This window comes from Paenibacillus sp. LHD-117 (assembly GCF_030929555.1).
Taxonomy (GTDB): domain Bacteria; phylum Bacillota; class Bacilli; order Paenibacillales; family Paenibacillaceae; genus Pristimantibacillus.
In genome coordinates, this window is record NZ_JAVFVT010000028.1 from 79398 (window position 1) to 100976 (window position 21579).

14 protein-coding genes are annotated in these 21579 nt (G+C 56.1%); all 14 read left to right on the top strand.

Features of this window, described 5'->3' with window-relative positions; all coding sequences use genetic code 11:
- The 14 genes from RB620_RS20730 (at position 1) to RB620_RS20795 (ending at position 21389) form a co-directional block, all read left to right on the top strand.
- Positions 1 to 972 carry a metallophosphoesterase family protein gene (locus tag RB620_RS20730; protein ID WP_308097614.1) on the top strand — a complete coding sequence of 324 codons (972 nt, stop codon included), beginning with the start codon at positions 1 to 3 and terminating at the stop codon, positions 970 to 972.
- Positions 969 to 2666, top strand: coding sequence for a DUF4091 domain-containing protein (locus tag RB620_RS20735; RefSeq protein ID WP_308097616.1), 1698 nt, complete (start codon positions 969 to 971; stop codon positions 2664 to 2666). The genes RB620_RS20730 and RB620_RS20735 overlap by 4 nt, the downstream gene beginning before the upstream one ends.
- A 120-nt stretch (positions 2667 to 2786) precedes the next feature.
- Positions 2787 to 4409 (top strand): DUF4091 domain-containing protein, encoded by a 1623-nt coding sequence (locus RB620_RS20740; protein ID WP_308097618.1) that lies wholly within the window; start codon positions 2787 to 2789, stop codon positions 4407 to 4409.
- 114 nt (positions 4410 to 4523) lie between these two features.
- A complete protein-coding gene (locus RB620_RS20745; RefSeq protein ID WP_308097620.1) occupies positions 4524 to 6320 on the top strand; it encodes a cache domain-containing sensor histidine kinase in 1797 nt (598 codons plus the stop codon).
- A complete protein-coding gene (locus RB620_RS20750) occupies positions 6310 to 7746 on the top strand; it encodes a response regulator transcription factor (RefSeq protein WP_308097622.1) in 1437 nt (478 codons plus the stop codon). The genes RB620_RS20745 and RB620_RS20750 overlap by 11 nt, the downstream gene beginning before the upstream one ends.
- Positions 7747 to 7960: 214 nt before the next feature.
- Complete coding sequence (locus tag RB620_RS20755) at positions 7961 to 9277, top strand: ABC transporter substrate-binding protein (RefSeq protein WP_308097624.1); 1317 nt, start codon at positions 7961 to 7963, stop codon at positions 9275 to 9277.
- 88 nt (positions 9278 to 9365) lie between these two features.
- A complete protein-coding gene (locus RB620_RS20760; RefSeq protein ID WP_308097626.1) occupies positions 9366 to 12317 on the top strand; it encodes an extracellular solute-binding protein in 2952 nt (983 codons plus the stop codon).
- Between the two features lie 14 nt (positions 12318 to 12331).
- Entirely contained in the window at positions 12332 to 13315 is a 984-nt protein-coding gene (locus tag RB620_RS20765; RefSeq protein ID WP_308097627.1) for a carbohydrate ABC transporter permease, read from the top strand.
- A gap of 2 nt (positions 13316 to 13317) precedes the next feature.
- Positions 13318 to 14205 (top strand): carbohydrate ABC transporter permease, encoded by an 888-nt coding sequence (locus RB620_RS20770; RefSeq protein ID WP_374121440.1) that lies wholly within the window; start codon positions 13318 to 13320, stop codon positions 14203 to 14205.
- Between the two features lie 22 nt (positions 14206 to 14227).
- On the top strand, positions 14228 to 16339 hold the full coding sequence (locus RB620_RS20775; RefSeq protein ID WP_308097630.1) for a YIP1 family protein: 2112 nt from the start codon (positions 14228 to 14230) through the stop codon (positions 16337 to 16339).
- 12 nt (positions 16340 to 16351) lie between these two features.
- Positions 16352 to 18952, top strand: coding sequence for a DUF5696 domain-containing protein (locus RB620_RS20780; RefSeq protein ID WP_308097632.1), 2601 nt, complete (start codon positions 16352 to 16354; stop codon positions 18950 to 18952).
- Positions 18949 to 19845 (top strand): carbohydrate ABC transporter permease, encoded by an 897-nt coding sequence (locus RB620_RS20785; protein WP_308097634.1) that lies wholly within the window; start codon positions 18949 to 18951, stop codon positions 19843 to 19845. Before RB620_RS20780 ends, RB620_RS20785 begins: the two co-directional genes overlap by 4 nt.
- 21 nt (positions 19846 to 19866) lie before the next feature.
- On the top strand, positions 19867 to 20829 hold the full coding sequence (locus RB620_RS20790; protein ID WP_308097636.1) for a carbohydrate ABC transporter permease: 963 nt from the start codon (positions 19867 to 19869) through the stop codon (positions 20827 to 20829).
- Positions 20829 to 21389: an alpha-L-fucosidase gene (locus RB620_RS20795; RefSeq protein ID WP_308097638.1), complete on the top strand. Its 561-nt coding sequence runs from the start codon at positions 20829 to 20831 to the stop codon at positions 21387 to 21389. The genes RB620_RS20790 and RB620_RS20795 overlap by 1 nt, the downstream gene beginning before the upstream one ends.
- Positions 21390 to 21579: the final 190 nt, after the last annotated feature.

The following is a 21579-nucleotide window of genomic DNA, read 5'->3' on the forward strand; positions in this document are numbered from 1 at the left end:
ATGGCCAAAAAACTGACATTTCGCGAGGACGGCACGTTCGTCATCGTCCAGTTTTCCGATACGGAATTTATTTCGGAAGGAGATTACGATCCGGATACGCCAGATTTTAACGCGGAGGCAAGAGCGACGATGGAGACGGTCATCGCGCACGAGAAGCCGGACCTGATCGTCTTCGCCGGCGATGTTACGGCAAGCGCGCGCGGCATCGATCCGCGCGAATCGTTCCGGCAGGCGGTGGCGGTCGCCGAGGAGAAGGGCATTCCATGGGCCGCCGTATTCGGCAACCATGATTCCGAAGGAGCGGTCACGAGAAACGAGATGAACGAGGAGCAGCTGGCGCACCGCTATACCGTCTCGGAGCCGGACCCGCCGCATGTCAGCGGCTTCGGCAATTATTCCGTGACGTTAACGGAAAAGGACGGTGCTGCTTGCGCCGCGCTCTACTTCTTGGACAGCGGCGATTATTCGCAGCTGCCCTCCGTCGGCGGATACGACTGGATTCGCCGCGACCAGATCGACTGGTACGTGACGGAGTCGCGCAAGCGCACGATCGCCGCAGGAGGCGTTCCGCTGCCTTCTCTGGCCTTCTTCCACATTCCGCTTCCGGAGTACAGGGAGGTATGGGAGACGACAACTTGTCTTGGCCATTGTTTCGAGGGAGTAAGCTCCCCCCGCCTCAACTCCGGCATGTTCGCGGCGATGGTGGAGATGGGCGACATTATGGGCACCTTCGTCGGCCACGACCATGCCAACGATTTCAGCGGAGAGCTGCATGGCATCCGCCTGTGCTACGGCCGCTCCACCCGCTATGTCAGCTATGTTGACGGTGCGCGCAACGATCGATTCAAGACAGGCGGCCGCGTCATTAGGCTCCGTGCAGGCGAACGCGGCTTCGATACTTGGATTAGACAAAACGACGGCACGATCGCGGAGCTTAGGGCGCATCGGCCGAATGAGGAGGGGATACGATGACACAGCAACCCAAAACTTTTACGACAAGAAGCTTAAGCTCGCTAAGCAAAATATTTCCGGACGAGGCGCTCGCGGACGAAGCCGTCCAGACCGGAAGCGCAATGTGGAACGAGACGTTCAGCTTTCAGGCTGCCTATTGCTCGTCCCATCTTATCCGTTCGGTACGGGCGAAGATTGAAGCAGATTCCGAGCTGCTTCCCTTTATTACGGTACGTTCCGTAGGGCTGTCACCGTCGGAACTGCCCGTATACGATAAACCGGACGCTAACTATATCCGGACGACGCCGGGCCTGTACCCCGACCCGCTTTATCCGCTCGAAGCAGAATTCAAGGCGCTTCCGGGCCAATGGCGCTCCCTGTGGCTGACCGTTCGAATCCCTTCCATGCCGGAATCGGTCGCTTCCGAGAAGAAGAGCCTCTTCCATGAAATCAGCGTCAGCTTCTTGGATGAGAACGGAGAAGACCTGGGCAAGGATACCTTCACGCTTGAGATCATCCCCGCCGAGCTTCCTCCTCAGAAGCTGATTCATACGGAATGGTTCCACGCCGATTGTATCGCGACGCAATACGGTGTAGATGCGTTTTCCGAGCGCCACTGGGAGCTAATGGAGGGCTATGTCCGCAACGCGGCGGAGCATGGCGTAAACATGCTGTTGACTCCTCTCTTCACGCCGCCCCTCGATACGGCTTTCGGCGAAGAGCGCTTGACCATGCAGCTCATTGACGTAGAAGTTTCGGGAGAAAATGAGTATATATTCGGCTTTGGGAAGCTTGAGCGTTGGATCGAAATGTGCAAGCGCGCCGGCATCCAATATTTCGAATGCTCCCATCTGTTCACGCAGTGGGGCGCAGCTCATGCGCCTAAGATTATGGCGAAGACATCGGAAGGGGAACGGCGCATATTCGGCTGGGAGACGGACGCGGCGGGCGAAGCCTACGACGCTTTCCTGGATTCGTTCCTGCCGATGCTGACGGCGTTCATCCATGCGAGAGGAATGGAGAGCGCCTTTTATTTCCATGTCTCGGATGAGCCGGGATTGGCGCAGCTGGAGTCGTACCGCCGGGCAAGCGAGAAGCTGAAGAAGCATCTCCAAGGCTTCCGCTTCCTCGACGCTTTATCCGACTACGCCTTCTACGAGCAGGGCTTGGTGGAAATACCGGTTCCGGCGAACAATCATATGGACCGGTTTCTGGAAGGGAAGGTCGATCCGCTATGGACCTATTATTGCTGCTCCCAGCATCGGGACGTCTCCAACCGCTTCTTCGCTATGCCGTCCGCTAGAAACCGGATTATCGGGATGCAAATGTACAATTTCGGCATTCAAGGATTCCTGCATTGGGGCTATAACTTCTGGTACAGCCAAGGCTCGAAGCGCGCGATCGACCCTTACAAGGTTACGGATGCGGATTGCGCCTTCCCTTCGGGCGACGCTTACGTCGTCTACCCTGGGCCGGACGGTCCCGTCGATTCCATCCGGTGGGAAGTGTTCCGCGAAGGTCTGCAGGACCAGCGTGCGCTGGAATTGCTGGAGACGCATGCGGGCAGGGAGAAGGCGCTTGCTTTGCTGGCGGAGGACTTGAAGGAGCCGATTGGGTTCAAAGCATTTCCCGTCTCCATCGACTGGATGCTTGGAGCGCGCCGGTGCATTCACGACGCGATCTTGAAGGCGATGGCCGCATCGGCCTCTGCTTGAAGGATTTAGCGCTGCCCGCATGGAATAGATATGGACGGAATTCACTGCAGAGACGACATACCGGAGCGGATGCCGAAGGGCTATTCTAGTGACATATCATAAGTCTTGGAGGATCTCTTTATGTCGATCAGATGGCGAGTATGCGATGCATTTGAATGGTTGTACCCCGATCTCGAGCCTGCGGGAGAAGAGGGCGGCAATATCGTTCTGGAGGCGGCGAGCGGCACGTACGCCGGCTGCCAGCTGTGGTGGGACGGCGTGACGGCCGGAACGAAAGTGGAATGGATGTTCCAATCCGGCGCGTCATCCGAAGACGGTTCGCTCTTGGAATGCTGCAGCTTATATGAGCTACGCAGCGTAAGGGTGGAGGAGAACACGGGACCGGATTATTCCACGGTACCGGTCGGAACGGACGCGCCGTATACGACGCGCCCGGCTCCCTTCCGGGTGTATGACGCCCTTAAGCCGATCGGGAGCTCGTTCCTGACTGGGCCAGAAGGAATGGCGTTATATGTATGCTGGCATATTCCGGAAATGATAAGACCCGGCACGCATACAGGCGCCCTCCGTCTGACGATCGGTTCGGACAACATATCCATACCCGTCCGGATTGGCGTTCACGGCGCTGTCGTTCCAAGCGCGGGCTCGCTCTCCGTTACGAACTGGTTCTCTCTGTCCAATATAGCGAAGTGGCACGGCCTTGAGCTGTGGTCGGAGCCATTCTGGGAGATGACGGCGAAGTACGGCGAAGCTATGCGCAGAGCGCGGCAGACCCACTTCCTCGTCGGCATGGAGCTGACGGACATTCGGAGAAGTGATGAGGGCCGCTACGAATTCGGCTTCGCCAAGGCGGAGCGCCTGATTCGCATGTTTCTGAAGCTTGGATTCACCCGTATAGAAGGCGGGCATCTTGCGGGGCGCAACGGTTGGGACGATCTTCGCTTCGTCCTGTCGTATGATCGAAGCGTTATGGCGACGGGGCCGGAAGGCGCCGCTTTCTTATCGCAATATTTGAAGGCTTGGCGCACGTTTCTCGATTCAAACGGCTGGCTTGCGCTGACGGCGCAGCATATCGCCGACGAACCGATCGCGGAATCGGCCGAAGATTACCGGGTACTCTCCGGCATCTTCAGGAAGTGGATGCCCGGCGTTCCGCTCATCGACGCCGTCATACATCCGGAGCTCGACGGCGCGCTCGATATTTGGGTGCCGACCAACCGGGACTTCGAGCGCCATATGGCGGATTATGAACGTCTTCGCGATTACGGCGACGAAGTTTGGTTCTACACGTGCTGGAATCCCGGTGGCTACTACTTGAACCGGTTTCTCGATCTTCCGCTGCTCAAAACACGGTATTTGCATTGGGGGAATTATTTGTACGGCTTGAATGGTTACCTTCACTGGGGCTTCAACTATTGTCTGAAGGGTCAGGACCCCTTCGAGAGCAACAATCCGATGCTCGCTCCCGGCGTCCATGGGAAGCGCGTGCCTGCAGGGGATACTCATATCGTCTATCCCGGCGATGACGGGCCTTGGCTAAGCATGCGGCTCGAAGCGATGCGGATGGGCGTGGAAGATTACGAGCTGCTTCGGATGGCTGCAGCGCGCAAGCCGGATTTGGCCGACGAGATCGTGGGGAGCTGCATGACGAGCTTTGCCGAGGTCGAGCTCTCTATCTCCCATTTCAAACAGGCGTATCGACGGCTGCTGAAGGCCGCCTCCGGAACAGACGCCATAGGCTAGCATAACAACTCCCTTCTTGAATCTTGATGGATTTCCATATCAAGCTCGAGTACGGGGGTTTTTTTCATAAGAAAGATCGTGAAGCCTATATTCGGAAAGATTGGAGCGATAGACGTGACCCTGCTGCGCAAGCTGACCATTCGTTCTCAATTGTTCATCATCGCGCTATCTATCGCTTTTGTCGTGCTTTTTATTTTACTTTCCAGCTACTGGCAAATGTCCAAAATCATCGGGTCGAACAACGAAAAATATACGAGCGATCTGATCCTCCAGATGAAGCAGACGATCCACTCCAACAAGGACGTTCTCGAGCGCCTCATGATGAACATCGCGTTCAACTCCGACGTGCAGTCTTTTTTGATCGAACAGGACAAAGTGCAAACCTTCATGTTATCGAAAAGGATCGACAGCCTGCTCATCAATTCCCGTACGCTTAAGGAGGGCATTCTGGATATCGTTATTCACGGCGAGAACGGACGTTGGATCGACATTTCCGGAGGCAGGGGTCCAACGAAGCTTTATCAGGGGGCGCTCGGAGAAGATGAATCGTTCCATTACTATGGCTTGCAGCGATTCGCCGGACAATACGATCCGGAGAATGTGTTCCTGATCGGAGCCAAAATCAAATATTCGCAGCCCGGCGCGAAGTTCAACGATACGATCGGGACGCTCTTCTTCGTCGTCTCGCCTGAGGCCCTGCTTGGAGAAATCAGCGAGCTGTCGAGCGAGATGAATACGACCTCTTTCTTCGTGGATTGGCAGAAGCGGGTCGTATCCGGGAGCGGCGCGCTGGAGAACGGCGTCGAGCTGGATGCGCTGAGCGACGAGCGCTCCGGCTCCGTCAAGCGGGAGATCAAGTGGAACGGGAAGACGTACGTGGCCCATACGGAGTATTTGTCCGAGATCAAGAGCTCCATCGTCAGCATGATTCCGAAGGAAGCGCTTATGCGCGACATGAACGCCGTTCGCCTCTTTTTTATCGCGGTCTTCCTGTTCGGCAGCGTCGTCCTGCTCGTGCTCTTCGGCATCATCGCGGGCAATATCCTGCTACCGCTCAAGAAGCTGATGATGTTTATGAATATGCTGAAGCGCGGCGATCTGGGCAAGCTGAAAAGCCGGATCGACCTGGATGGGTACGTCGAAATCAGCCTCATGGCGAACGAGTTCAACCATATGCTCAACCAGATCGACGCGTTGACCCGGGAGCTTCTGAACACGAACGCGGCGCTGTACGGGGCGGAGCTGGAGAAGAAGAAGTCGGAGCTCGCTTATTTGCGCAGCCAGATCAATCCCCACTTTCTCTACAACACGCTGGAGATGATCAAAGGCATGGCGGCCGTCAAGGGCGCGCAGGAAATAAGGGAGGCGGCGTCGTCGCTGGGACGAATATTCCGTTACAGCATTAAAGGAGAAGGCATCGTTCCGCTGCATACGGAGCTGTCCATCGTGGAGTCTTATCTTCAAATCCAGCGGATGCGCTTCGGCTCGCGGTTCATCTTCACCTTCGATATCGACGGCAACGCCCTGCAATGCCAAGTGCCCAAAATGATTCTTCAGCCCATCGTCGAAAATGCGGTCTATCACGGCCTGGAGCCGAAAGAGCAGCATGGCATCCTGAAGATTAAGGCCTACCTGGACGAACGGAACGATCTTATCGTCGTGGTGGAGGACGACGGGGTCGGCATGGAGCCCGAACGTCTTGCGGCGCTGCGGAACGCGTTGTCCGACGAGCAATACAAGCGCCAGCTGGACGGCGAAGGGGGCGGCAGCATCGGCTTCTCCAACGTCAACGCCAGAATCAAGCTGACCTGCGGTTCCGACTACGGGCTGGAAGTCGTCAGCGCGGAGAACGCGGGCACGAGGGTCCGAGTAAAGCTGCCTACGAAAGGAGAGGTTCCGAATGCTATATAAAGTGCTGCTGGTAGACGATGAGGCATGGGTGCTCGAAAGCCTGAAGGCGAGCGTCAATTGGGAGACGCAAGGCTTTGAGGTGGCCGGGACGGCGCTTAGCGGCCAGGAGGCGCTCGCCATGATCGGCGAGATGAAGCCGGACGTCGTATTTACCGATATCCGCATGCCGGGCATGAATGGGCTGGAGCTGATCAAGAAGGGAAGCGAGCTGCCTGATCGCGTCCTGTATATCGTCGTGAGTGGCTACGCGGAGTTCGCATATGCGCAGAAGGCTCTTACTTACGGTGCGGTCGCTTATTGCCTGAAGCCCTTCGACGAAGACGAAATTTTGTCCATTCTCGGGAAGATCAGACGGGACAAGGACGGCGAGCGGATGCGTTCGGGCAAAACGCTGCAAGCTTATCTGGAGGAGCCGGGCGACGGCCGATTGGAGGCGGCACTTGCGACTGAGCTTCGGGAGCTTAATGGCTGGAGCGGGGAGGACGCGGACATCGGCGCGATCGTCTGCTCCCTTGAGGGGGCTATTCCCACGATTGCTTCGGGAACGGCGCTGTATGCCAAGATCGGCAAATCAAAGCATCTCTTTCTCGCTCCATGGAGCAGAGTAGAAACGTTCGCGGAACGTCTGCGACAGGAATTGGGAGATGCGGCTAGGGGGATCGGCATAGGAGGACGGATTGCGGATATGAGGAAGCTGCAGGATGCCGTTAACACGGCAGGCACCCTGGCTGATCATGCGTTCATAGCCGGAAGAACCGGCATATTTCGGGCAGCGGCGCCGCCGGACAAGGAGTCGTTTAACGCCGCGCTGAAGCAACTGGGAGGCGCGATCGGGGAAGGCGACGTCGCGGCTTCGAGCCGCGCTTTCGATGCCATGGAGGCGCTGTTCCGGGAAGGCGGCTTGACGGTGAGGTATGCGCTCCAGCTCTATAACATCGTGCATTCGTTCCTATACCGCTACAAAGCGGAGACGACCGACAATATGCTGTACAGCGTCGACCTGCTGATGGCGTCATTCCGCACCTTCGCTGATATGCTTATATTTTTGAGGCAGTTCGTCAGCCGGTATATGCTGGAGACGCCGGAATTCGCCGCGCAGGAGACTGGCAACGAGACGTTCCGCGCCATCCTTCAATACGTTAACCAGAATTACTTGCAGGAGCTTTCCGTTCAAAGCCTGTCGCAACGGTTCTATACCAATCCAAGCTACATTAGTCAGTTGTTCAAGAAGGAAGTCGGGGAGACGTATACGTCCTATATCGCCAAACTGCGTATCACGTATGCCTGCGAACTCTTGTCCAGTACCAGCATGATGATTGGTGAGATCGCCGAGAAGGCGGGTTATCCCGATTACTTTTACTTCACGAAGCTATTCAAGAAGGCGATCGGCAAAACCCCGTCTCAATTCAGGGCGGAGATGAAATAAGCCCTATGTCTTTTTATTAGCTCTTTATTTCTTTATCTTATATGTACCGATTCCAGGCCCCTGCCTCGTAGGGGTTTTTATGTAGGGAAAGTATGCGACTGGCTAAATACACATGTCCTTTCCTCATCCTTTACAATAAGCGTACAGCCAAGTGAAAGCGCTTACTAGTCAGCATCGAAACGCTAAACCAATTAATCGTGTAGGGGGAAAAAGGATGAAGCTGAAATGGACGCCAGTATTGCTAATCATGCTTGTTATCGCCGTCATGGCGGGCTGCTCCTCCGGCAGCGGTTCGAACAACGAGCCAACGAACGCGCCGGATCCGACCGCAAACGCCGAGACGACAGAAGCGCCTGCGAGCGAGGAGCCGTCGGCCGCGCCTTCGGATGGTCCATCCGACTTGGGCGGTCGAACGATCCGTATCGGGCAATGGTGGGGGATGGAAAATTATTTGTCGGAAGAGGAGAAGGAGAGGCAGCGCAAGACGGAGGAGAAGTATAACGTCAAGATCGAATATGTGACGGTTCCGTTCGCGGAGATACAGTCCAGAATCATTACAACTTCCGTTGCAGGACAGCCGTTCGCGGATATTATCATGATTCCTCTTGAGTGGTCGATTCCGAAGATGGTCAGCGAGGGCTATATTCGCAACATCGACGACCTGGTCGACATGAATGATCAGAACTGGAACCAAATCATGCTGAATTACGGCAAATACAACGGCAAGCAATACAGTTTTACGGACAAGGACAACAACGGTCACGGCTTCTTCTATAACAAAACGCTCATACAGCGCAACGGCCTGGAAGATCCGTACGAGCTCCAGGAGAAGGGCGAATGGACATGGGATAAGTTCCTGGAGATGACGAAAGCGGTGACGAAGGACGGCGTGTTCGGCGTTGCGCCTTACGATACGCCAACAAGCCTCACTATTCCGTTTCTTTACTCTAATAACGGGTTTGTCACGAAGGACGACCAAATTACGTTCGATTCGCCGGAGTCGCTCGAGGCAATCCAGTTCGTTTCCGATCTCTACAATACGCACAAGGTCGTGGGCGGCAGCTGGGTCGAAGGAACGGCGCTCTTCTATCCGGGCTATCGCTGGGCGGCGTACGACTTTAACGGCACTATGGCCGACGATTGGGGCTACGTCTTCTTCCCGAAAGGACCTAAGGCGGACAACTACGTCGTTCCGACGCCGATCAACATGTGGCATCTTATGGCGGATGTCGAAAATCCGAAGGAAGTGATGACGGTCTGGATGGAATTGTTCGAAAGGGATATCGAGAAGAGCAATGATGGCGTAATTCGTGCGGAAGAAGCCAACTTCAGAAACCAGGAGGGGCTGAATACGCTTAGAAAAATGCTTGGCAACGGCACCGTTCTGGAATATTTGGCCTATGATGGCTTCGGCGGCTATTTCAACGAAGCAATCAACAACATCATGTCTGGCAAAGGAACGGTCTCAAGCGAACTGGCTCGAATCAAGCCGCTTACGCAAGCTGCCATTGACGTTACCCTTAAGAAATAACTGCGCAGTTCCATAGCAACGCTTCGGACACCCCAATTACGCTGGTGCGGCTGTTGGGGTGTCTCCGCAAGCGGAGAGGAGGCACCCTATGGTACATGGGGCGAAACGCCGGCTACTGAATTCGGTTGTTCTGATCGCGTTATGCGCGGCTAGCCTGATGCCCGAAGCGATTCCCAACAGATATGCGGAGGCCGCAGGCGTAAGAGGCTCGGTCACGGCGACGAACGGCTCGGATGAAGCGGACGATAAGATGCTGGGCAACAAAAGCGAGGGAGGGTACGACCAATATCTCTCGCAATTCGCGGACGCTCCGAGACCGGATCGGGAGCTGCTCGTGCGCGCGGAGACGTTCAGCGGCGCGGACGGCATGGAGCCGAAGCGGGTAAGCGGCATCCCCGGCGCGGACGGCACATTACTGGAGACGGACGAGAAGGGCAGCGTCACTTGGACCGTCGACGTCCCAGAGACGGGGCTTTACGGCATATCCGTTCGTTATTACCCGGTGGAGGGCAAAGGCGCGAATATCGATCGGGAGCTGCTCATCGACGGTAATTCGCCGTTCTCCGAGAGCCGGAATTTGATGTTTCGCCGCATCTGGTCAAGCGCGGGCGAGCCGGACCGCGACGAGCGGGGGAACGATCTTCACGTGAAGCAGATCGAGAAGCCGCAATGGCTGGAGACCCCACTTCAAAGTTCGGATGGGCGCCATAACGAGCCGTATTTATTTTATTTTACCGAAGGGAGTCATACGATAACGCTGGTTTCGTCGCGCGAGAAGATGATTATCGATTATTTAAAGCTAAGCAATGTTGAAGAACCGGCCGACTACGCCGAACTGGCGGCGGGATACGAACGCGCGGGCAACCGGGACGCATCGGACGTGCTGGTCAAGGTGCAGGCCGAATCGGCGGAATTGAGGTCTAGCCAGGTGCTGTATCCCATGATGGACCGCAGCAGTCCCGCTTTGGAGCCTTACCATATGTCGCAAATCCGGCTCAATACGATCGGAGGCTATAACTGGTCGGAAGCCGGGCAGTGGATGACATGGGAAATCGAAGTCCCGGAGGACGGGCTTTACCATATCGGCGTCAAGCAAAAGCAGGGCTTCCAGCGCGGAATGACCTCCTATAGGAAGCTGTATATCGACGGCAAGATGCCCTTTAAGGAAATGGAGAGCATCGGCTTCGGCTTCTCCACTTCATGGAAGATGACGACGCTCGGAGACGGAAGCGAGCCTTACAAGTTTTATCTGACGAAAGGCAAGCACGAGCTCAAGATGGAAGTAACGCTGGGAGAGATGGACATTCTGCTTCGCACCGTGGAATCCAGCGTGCTCGAGCTGAATCGGATCTACCGACGCATTATTATGGTGACTGGAACCGTTCCGGACGAATATCGCGATTATCAGCTGGAGCAGAAAATTCCGGAATTGGTGGACGTGCTGTCCGAACAGGCGGATATTCTGTCATCCGTCGTTAGCCGGGTGGAGGCCGTTTCGGGCGGAAGCAGTGACCGGACGGCGACGCTTAACCGGCTGATCTACCAGCTTCGGGACATGGCGGAGAAGCCGGATACGATAGCGCGCCGGCTGGAGACGTTCAAGTCGAATACGAGCTCGCTCGGCGATTGGATCTATTCCATTAACTACATGCCGCTCTCGCTCGACTACATCACGGTAGCGTCTCCGGACAAGCGCATGCCTTCCCCCGAAGCAGACTTCTGGGGCAAGCTGAAACATCACACCGGCTCCTTCATGCTGTCCTTCTTCACTGACTACAACCAGCTCGGCGCATCCGTGAAGACGGACAAGAAGATTGAGGTTTGGATGACGCAAGGAATAGACCAGGCCAAAATCGTGAAGAGGCTCCTTGACGAAACGTTCACACCGGAGACCGGCATCTCCGTAGAGATCAAAGTCGTAAGCGAAGCGGTGCTGCTGCAGGCGATGCTGGCGGGTCGCGGTCCAGATGTCGCGTTCGCCCTGCCGGACGACAAGCCGGTCAACTATGCGCTGCGCCATGCGGTAGAGGATCTGTCGGCATACCCCGGCTTCGAGGAAGTGAAGGAGCGCTTCCACGAAAGCGCGCTCGTTCCTTATTCCTTCGACGGAGGAACCTACGCGCTGCCGAGCGAGCAAGACTTCCCCGTCTTGTTCTACCGCAAAGACATCATGGGCGAGCTTGGCCTTGACATTCCGGATACATGGGACGACGTGTTCGAACTGGTTCCGGAGCTGCAGAAGCAAAATTTGCTGTTCGGCTTTCCAATCCAAGTATTGGTCCGTCTGGGTTCCAACGTGCAGGAAAACGCCTCTCTGCCCGTAAACGCGACCTACGGGACGATGCTGTTCCAGAACGGCGGAGAGCTGTACCGGGATGGCGGCAAGGAAAGCGCGCTGGATACCGAGACGGCCGTGAAGGCGTTTATGGATTGGACGGATCTATATACGACATATAAGCTGCCGCTTACGACGGACTTCGTCAACCGGTTCCGGAGCGGGGAGATGCCGATCGCGATCGCCGATTACACGAGGTTCAACATTATAAGCATCGTCGCGCCGGAGCTGAAGGGCTTATGGGATTTCACCGTAGTGCCGGGCATGCGCGGAGAAGACGGCATGATCCGGCGCGACGTTCCGGCCAACGGCAAGTCTGTTGTCATGCTTGAAGACAGCAAGCGCAAGCACGAAGCTTGGGCGTTCATGAAGTGGTGGACCGATGCGGAGACCCAGGCCAAGTACAGCCTGGAGCTCGAAGGCATCTTCGGTCCGGCGGGGAGGAACGCCACTGCGAATTTGGAAGCCGTGGCACGGATACCGTGGCAGGTGGACGATTACAACACGCTGATGGAGCAGTGGGGCTGGGCCAGAGGCGTTCCCGAGGTAGCCGGCGGCTATTTCACGGGACGGCATCTGGACAACGCATTCCGCAGCGTCGTCATCTCGGATGAGGATCCGCGCGAGGCGCTCGATATGTATACGAGGTTCATTAACGATGAAATCAAGAAAAAACGGAAAGAATTCGGCTTGCCGAATGAATGAAAGGGGCGATTGCGATGTCTGCATGGACCGGTCGAAGCGAAGCCGGCACAGAGCTCGGCAGAGGGGCGGGGCCGGCTGCGAGAACGGGTAACAGACGGGGAAAGCTGTCGCTCATGCTCGGCGAGATCAAGTCGAAGCGGCAGGGATACGCGCTTCTTGCGCCATACTTCATTTTGTTCTTCATCTTTACGGCCTTTCCCGTTTTGATGGCGTTCGGGCTCAGCTTTACGAATTTCAATGTGCTGGAGCCGCCGAGCTGGGTCGGGTGGGAAAATTACGCCAACCTGTTCGTGAAGGACGAAGTGTTTCTCATCGCCGTCAAAAACACGCTTCTATTCGCGGCGATTACGGGGCCGCTCAGCTATGTCGCCTGCTTCTTTCTGGCTTGGCTCATTAACGAGCTGTCGCCGGGCATCCGCTCCGTCATTACGCTGCTATTCTACGCGCCGTCCATATCGGGCAACGTTTATCTGATCTGGCAGGTCGCGTTTTCGGGCGATTCCTTCGGCTATGTGAACGCCTTCCTGATGAAGTGGGGATTCATCCTGGAGCCGATCCAATGGCTTCAGGACCCTAAATATATGCTGGGGATCATTATGATCGTCCAGCTGTGGCTCAGCTTGGGAACGGCGTTCCTTGCCTTTATCGCGGGATTGCAGGGCTTGGACATGACGCTCATCGAGGCGGGGGCGATCGACGGCATCCGCAACAGGTGGCAGGAGCTGTGGTATATTACGCTGCCGTCGCTACGGCCGATGCTCATGTTCGGCGCCGTCATGCAGATTACGTCCTCCTTCGCGGTGGCGGACGTGGCGACCAATCTGGTCGGCTTTCCGAGTCCCCAATACGCGGGACATACGATCGTCACCCATCTGAACGACTTCGGCACGATCCGGTTCGAGATGGGCTACGCCAGTGCCATCGCGTCCGTCTTGTTCGCGATGATGTTAGGTTCCAACTTGATTGTGCAGAAGCTGCTGCGGAAGGTGGGGGAATGAGCATGAACGCAAGCTTTCGGCTCAGCTTAAGACGGAGCAAGAAGCTGAACCGCTCAAGGGCGATGGACTTTGCGCTGTTCCTTGTGCTCGCGGGCTCAGGAGCGTTCATGGCCGTGCCGTTCGTCTTTATGATCAGCACGGCGCTGAAGCCGCTCGACGAGATGTTCCTGTTCCCGCCGACCTTTATCGTGCGATCTCCCACACTGGATAACTTTTACGACTTAACGCTTATCTTCTCGAACTCGTGGGTTCCGCTGTCCCGCTACGTGTTCAATACGATATTCGTTTCGATTGCCGGTACGGTCGGTCACGTCATTCTGGCGTCCATGGCCGCCTATCCGCTTGCGAAGCTGAAGCTGCCAGGCGGCGGCGTCTTGTTCACGGTCGTCATCCTGTCGCTTATGTTCGCGCCGCAGGTGACGGCGATCCCGAACTACCTGACCATCACATGGCTTGGGCTGCTCGATTCGTATTGGGCGCTTATCTTCCCGGCGCTAGCAACGTCGCTTGGCTTGTTTCTGATGAAGCAGTTCATGGAGCAGATTCCGGACGCCGTCATCGAAGCGGCCAAAATCGACGGTGCGAGCGAATACCGGATCTTCTGGAGGATCGTCATGCCCATGGTGAAGCCGGCTTGGCTTACGCTCGTCATTTTCTCGTTCAAGGGATTGTGGGGAACGGGAAGCGGCGGACAAGGCGCTTCGTTCGTCTATAGCGAGCAGCTGAAGACGATGGACTACGCGTTCAGCCAAATTTTGTCTGGCGGCTTCATCCGCTCCGGTCCCATGGCCGCGGCGGCGCTCATCATGATGCTTGTGCCCGTGTCCATCTTCATCTTCACGCAGAGCAGCGTCATTCAGACGATGTCGACTTCGGGCCTCAAAGATTAATCGAGAAAGGGGGGGAGCACACATGGCAGTAAGTAGAAAAGCCTGTTTGCTGCTGATCCTCGTCTGCTTCATCGCGGGCTTCTCTGAGGGCTTCGCCGCTCCGGCTTACGCGCTGCCTGACCATGGCTACAACTACTCCTATTGGAACGAGGCGGAGCCTGCCCCATATCCCTATGCGGCGGAGAAGCATATATACGGAGCCGACCTTGGCATCGGCCATTTCAAAGAACCGCAAGACGTTTTTGTGGGAGAAGACCGGAGGATCTATATCGCCGACACCGGCAACAACCGCATCGTATGCCTGGATGAACGGGGCAATCTGATCCGCGTTATCGACGGTTTCCGGCAAGGGGACGGCATGGATACGTTCAATAAGCCGTACGGGGTATACGTCGACGCGAACGGGATTATTTATGTGGCGGATACGTACAACAACCGGATCGTCAAGCTGACGGGAGAAGGCGAATGGCTTGCGGAATACGACAAGCCGGAATCCAGCATCATTCCGAAGGATTTTCAATTTTTCCCATTGAAGCTGAACGTGGACAAAGCAAACCGGATTTATGTCGTGGCTCAGGGAGCCTACGAGGGCATTATGGAGCTGGACGCGTCCGGCGGCTTCAAAGGGTATGTCGGCACGAACAAAGTCAGGTTCAGTCCCGCGGACCTGTTATGGAAGAGGCTGTCCACGAAGGAGCAAGCGGAGAAGATGGAGCTGTTCCTTCCGATTGAATTCAGCAATCTGGACGTCGACGACAGAGGGTTCATCTATGCGGTCTCCTCCGAGGTCAACACGAATGAGCCGATCAAGCGGTTTAACCCGAGCGGCGAAGACATTCTTCGGCGGGAAGGTTATTTCCCGCCGATGGGAGACGTGTCCGTCATACGGGTGGACGCAGCGGCAGCGGGCGATGCGGCCGTTCAGCTCTTGAACGAAGGAAGCTCTCGGTTTATCGACGTCATATCGGAAGAAAGCGGCATGTACAGCGGCCTCGATTCCACGCGGAACCGCATCTTCACATACGACCGCGACGGCAACCTGCTCTATCAGTTCGGCGGCATTGGCACCAGATCGAACAATTTTCAGAAGCCGGTCGCTATCGAAATGATCGGGGATCGGATGGCCGTGATCGACAACGAGATGAACAGGCTGACGATCTTTGCCCCGACCCGCTATGGCACTCTCATCCGCGACGCCGTAAAGGCGCATTACAATGGTATGTCGGAGGAAGCGGCGGAGGCGTGGAACGGAGTGCTCCAGCTGAACGCCAACTTCGACATCGCCTACATCGGCATGGGTAAAGCGCTGCTTAAGCAGGATCGGAACAAGCTGGCGATGGACTATTTCAAAAACGGCAACAACCGCAAATATTATTCCGAAGCCTTCAAGCGTTACCGCAAAGAGCTGGTGTGGGACAACTTCGGGACGATCATGACTGTGCTGCTGTCGGGGGCGGCGGTCGCGATAGCGGCGCGGATCTACTGGGTCAGGCGCCGGCCGAACGTTTACTTCGTTGATACGGGCGTCGTCAAAGCGCCGTTCCATACGATGTTCAGGCCATTTGCGGGATTCTGGGAGCTGAAATACGAGGGCAAAGGCCGGGTTGGCATTGCGCTGCTGATTCTGTTCATGCTGGTGGGGACCATGATCATGAAGCGGCAATTCGCCGGATTTATCGTCAATTTCAATAAGCCGAATGAGCTGAACAGCGTGGATGAACTTGCGTTCATCGTGCTTCCGTTTCTGCTCTTCTGCGTGGCGAACTGGTCGCTGACGACGTTGATGGACGGCGAGGGGAAATTCCGGGAAATCGTCATGGCTGCGGGTTATGCTCTGCTGCCCCTTGTGGTTCTGTACGTCCCGCAAATCTTGTTCAGCACTATGATCACCCGGGAAGAAGCGCCCTTTTATTATTTAATAGAGTCGGTAGCGTATATCTGGTTCCTCTGGCTTCTGTTCATCGGGATGATGACGGTTCACCAGTATTCGATACTGAAAACGGTGGTTACGATGTTTTTGACTGTCGTCGTCATGATCTTTATCGTGTTTTTAGGCATTCTTTGTTTCAGCCTGCTGCAGCAGATGGCTGCGTTCGTAATCTCTCTATTTACCGAAATAAGGGCAAGGGCTTAAGGAGGCGGCAGAATGGGCAAACGGAAATCATGGATCATTCTCCTCGGTTGCTGTCTGATCGCGGCCGTTGTTGCGGCCGAGACGGCGCCGGGCGGCCTTCAGGCTTCGGAGCATGCGGCGGCGGAGGGGGCGGCTGGCGCCATACGGGCGGCTTCCGCCTCCGCCGAAGCTCCCGGCAAAGAGAAGGGCGAGGTCAAGACGGCCGCCGCAACTGTTCGCGGAGAGCTGCCCCCCGGCATGGAGCTCGTCGTGGAAAACGACATGCTGCAGCTGCTGCTGGATCCCGAAACGACGGTCGTCGCTGTGAAGGATAAGCGAAGCGGAGAGTTGTGGTCGACCAACCCCGAAGGGCGGGATGAAGACCGGATCGCGACCGCCGTGAATAAGAAGGAGCTGGCATCCCAGCTTATTTTGTCTTATTACAACGACCGCGGACACGAAGCCTTTATGAATAACGCGGCCGACAGCGTGGAGAAGGGGCAATTCGAGATTGAGACAGACGCGGGCGGCGTTACCGTTACGTACGAAATCGGCAGCTCAGAGAAAGGGCTGAGCGCAATTCCCGTTGCGGTAAGCAAGGAACGGTTCGAGAAGCGAATTCTGGGACAGATCGAGGATGAAGACGCCAGAGGCCGTCTGCGGTCGCGCTTCTTCTACAATGAAGAGAAGGCGCTATACGAACGCAAGGATATGCAGGATTACATCGTAAAGGATGTCGTCGCGATCCTGCAATCCATCGGCTATACCGCCGAGGAAGCGAAGCGGGACAGTGAGCAGGCGGCTAATCAGGAATCGGAGGAAGACTTGGCGCCGCGCTTTACGGTCCCGATCCGCTATGAACTGGACGGCCAGCATCTAATCGCGCGGATCGACACGACGAAGGTAACGGATTCGGAAGCGTTCCCGCTGCACGAAATTCAGCTTCTGCCGTTTTTCGGAGCGGCCGGCCAGGATGAGGAAGGCTACATGCTCGTGCCGGACGGCTCGGGCGCGCTTATCGCCCTGAACGAAACGAACAAAGGAGCGAGAGCTTACGAGGTCCCTCTCTATGGAGAAGACTACACGCCGAAGAGCGAAGAGGGAAGACAGGTTCAATTCGAGCAAATTTCCAGATTGCCCGTATTCGGCATGAAGCGCGGAGACGAGGCGATGTTTGCCATCATCGAGCAGGGAGACGCGCAAGCATCCGTAACGGCGGATACAAGCGGCAAGCTGAACAGCTACAACAGGGTAGGAGCTCTGTTCCGCCTGAAGGACATGGAACCGGTGGAATTCCGGGCAGGCTCCGTTACCCGCCAAGTACCGAAATATTCGGACCTGTACGACGGCGGGATCGCCGTACGCTATTCGTTCCTCTCCGGCGATGACGCCGATTACGCGGGCATGGCCAGCGCGTATCGCCGATATCTAGTAGAGAAGCATGGACTGAAGCCGCTGGAGGCTGAAGAGGACACGCCGTTCGTCATGGAGCTGGTCGGCGCCATTCCGGTGAGGAAGACGTTCATGGGCGTTCCATACCGCTCCACTAGGCCGGTAACGACCTTCAAGCAGGCGACAAGCATATTGGATGAACTGCAAAACCGAGGCGTCTTCCGGATCGATCTCCGCTATTCCGGCTGGTTCAACGAAGGCTATTATCATTCTTTGCCGGACTCCGTCAAGCCGGACGAGTCGCTTGGAGGACGGAAAGGCTGGGAGAGGCTGCTCGCCTACGCGGAGGAGCGAAATATCGAGGTGTATCCCGACGTCGCGTTCCAGCGGGTTTATGTGAACGGCAAAGGCTTCAAGGCGACGAGGGACGGCGCCCGGTTCTTGAACCGGAAAGCGGCGAAACGTTACAAACAAGATCTCGTGACGACGAACCCGGAAGGGAGGGCCTATTACGTGCTGTCCCCGCGCAAGCTGGACGGCGTCGTAGACGGATTCCTGAAGAGCTATTCGTCATACGGGGCTTCGGGTTTATCCTTGCGCGATCTTGGCGAGGACCTAAATAGCGACATCCCTACGAAGGGGACGATCGACCGACAGGACGCAGCCGGCATAGCGGAGCAGAACATGGAGAAGTTTCGCGCGGCATCCGGCAACGTGATGATAAGCGGGGGAAATGCGTATGCTCTGCCGTACGCATCGACGATCGTGAATGCTCCGCTTACGAGCAGCGGCTTCAATATCGCCCCGGAGCAAATTCCGTTCTATTCGATGGTGCTCCATGGGTACGTCGATCTGGCGGGAGCGCCGCTTAATCACGGCCGCAATCAGGACAGCCGCGCCGCTCTGCTCAGAACGCTGGAGACGGGCTCGATTCTGTACTATCAATGGTTCTACGAGGAGCCGTCCGTCATCCGGGATACGAAGCTGAACTATCTCTTCTCCCCATACTACGCCAATTGGCTGGACGAAGCCGCGCAGCTATACAAGGAGACGAACGAGACGCTTAGGGAAGTGCGGGGCCAAACGATCGCGAATCATCGCAAGCTGGCGGACGGCGTCTATGAGACGACCTTCGAGAAGGGCCTGAGGATTATCGTAAATTACAAAAAAGAGGCGGTTACGGAGGGCGGGCTGACAATCGAAGCCCAAGGCTTCCGCGTAATAGGCGGTGAAGGCGTATGACGAGAAGGCGGATGAGTCTGCAGCAGAGAAAGGCGGCGCTAGGCATCATCTTTGTTGCGCCCTGGCTTTTCGGGTTTGTGATTCTATTCCTCATTCCTCTTTATGAATCGTTTCTGTACAGCCTGAATACACTCACGCTAGGCAAGGGCGGGTTCGATACGCAATACGCCGGATTCGCGTTCTATAAGGAGCTGTTCCGGTCTCACCCGACATTCACGCGCACGCTGCTGGAAGCCGTGAGCGACATCGTGATTAATGTTCCTTCCATCACGATATTCAGCTTGTTCGTCGCAACGCTAATTAACCAGAAGTTCAGGGGCAGAGTATTCGCCCGCTCCATCTTCTTCTTGCCGGTGCTGCTGGCCGCGCCCGTCCTGTCGCTGGAGAACAGCTCGCAGATGGCGTCCATCGCGTCTTCCGTCACTGGCGCATCAGAGGATGGGGGGCTCGCCTTTACGAGCTTCGAGCTGCAGAGGCTGCTGCTGGAGGCGGGAGTCGGCGGCGTTATCGTCGATTATGTGACAGGCTCGGTCGATCGGATTTACGAGGTGATTAGCTCTTCCGGCGTGCAGATCCTGATTTTCCTCGCCGCTCTGCAATCCATCTCGCCGTCGCTGTACGAGGCGGCCAAAATCGAGGGGACGACGGGCTACGAGGCGTTCTGGAAAATAACCTTTCCGATGATCAGTCCCATTCTGCTGACGAACGTCGTCTACACGATCGTGGACGCGTACAGCCGAAACGCGCTTAGCCAGATGATTACGGATACGGCGTTCCAATCGCTGAACTTCAGCTTAAGCGCCGCGATGGCGTGGGTTTATTTTATTGTGGTGGGACTGATCCTGCTGCTCACGACGACGTTGATCTCGCGCAAAGTATTCTATTACGACTAATGGATGAAGGAGGAGATTGGCGTGAAGCTTGCCGTTCGTACGCGCGCGGAAGTTTGGGCAGGGCGGGCCCGCCGCTTGCATCCCGTTAACTGGGCGAAGCATTGGAGCTGGGTAACGTTGCGCACGATCCTTGTCGTGGGGTTTTGTTTCGTCATTCTGTACCCTCTGTTCTTTAAGTTATCGGTTTCCTTCAAGGACAGGGTGGACATTTACGACACCACCGTCCTATGGATTCCGAAGCATTTCACATGGGAGACGATCCGCATCTCGTTCGAGGCGCTCAGCTATCCCAAGACGGCGCTTAACTCGCTGACGATCGCCGGCATATCGACGCTGCTGCAGGTCGTGTCCTGTTCGCTTGCGGCTTTCGGCTTCGCGCGGCTGCGCTTCAAGGGAAGCGGCATCCTGTTTGCGTGCGTCATCTTTACGATTATCGTGCCGGTGCAGACGATCATGATCACAACGTATTTGAACTACCGCTACTTCGATATTTTCGGCTTGGTGAAGCTGTTCACGGGACAGCAGGGCATCAACCTGCTGGACAGCTACTGGCCCTTTATTTTGCAATCCGTGACGGGCATGGGCATTAAGAGCGGGCTGTTCATCTTTATATTCCGCCAGTTTTTCCGCGGCATTCCTACGGAGCTGGAGGAGGCGTCCTACATCGATGGCTGCTCCGTCTTCCAGTCGTTTTACCGGATTATGCTGCCGAACGCGGTGCCTGCGATAGTAACCGTTATCCTCTTCTCGTTCGTATGGCAGTGGAACGACAATTATTTCGTATCTCTGTTCCTAACGTCCACGGATGTTCTGTCCACGAAGCTGCCCGTCATGTGGGCCTCCTTCTCGCTGACGGACCCCTTGTACGCTTATTTGGTCAAAAATGCCGGGGAGCTGCTCTTTATCGCCCCGATTGTGCTGCTTTATATGTTTGCGCAGCGTTATTTCGTGGAAAGCGTCGAGCGAAGCGGGCTTATCGGTTAATGTTACGGTTCCCGGCCGAATGCGATGTGCAGATGAGGAACCATTGGTTCTATAGCGACCACGACGAACATATGGTGAAAAGTCTGGATGAGCTGCTGGGACTTTATTACCTGTCAATTGACCGGGGAGCCAATCTGCTCCTGAACATCGGCCCGAACCGGGAAGGCTTATTGCCGCGGAAGGACAAGAAGCATTTGCTTGCGCTCGGTTCGGAGGTCATGCGAAGATTCAGCCATCCCATCGCAAGCTTTGATCATTGCGTGCTGGAGAACGGAACATGGTACTATGAGGCGGAACAGAGCCATCTGCTCGATCATATCGTCATCGAAGAGGATTTGACGCTGGGGGAAAGCGTGGAGTCGTTCGTCATCCGAGTCGTGACAGCCCATTCCGCAGCGGAGGTAACGGTATATGAAGGGCGGAATATCGGTCATAAAGCCATTATCCGGCTTCCTGCGGTGAAGATACGCGGCGTTATTCTCGACATAACGGAAAGCGAAGGCGAACCCGCCATCAGGTGCCTGTCGCTGCATTATGCCGGCGATGCGACCGGCCTTTAAGCGGCATAGAATGGGGACGGAAACGACATTTACAAACATCGGCGGCCTGTCGAACATGAAGATCGACAGGCCGTTTTTTGTGCGCTTGGCAGCGCACTCTACTAAGGAGTGAAAGTCTCCAGTACACCGCAGGTGGCGGAAGTACATAGCCGACACATAGTGCTTAGTCCGTGAGGATAGGTGCGGAGGA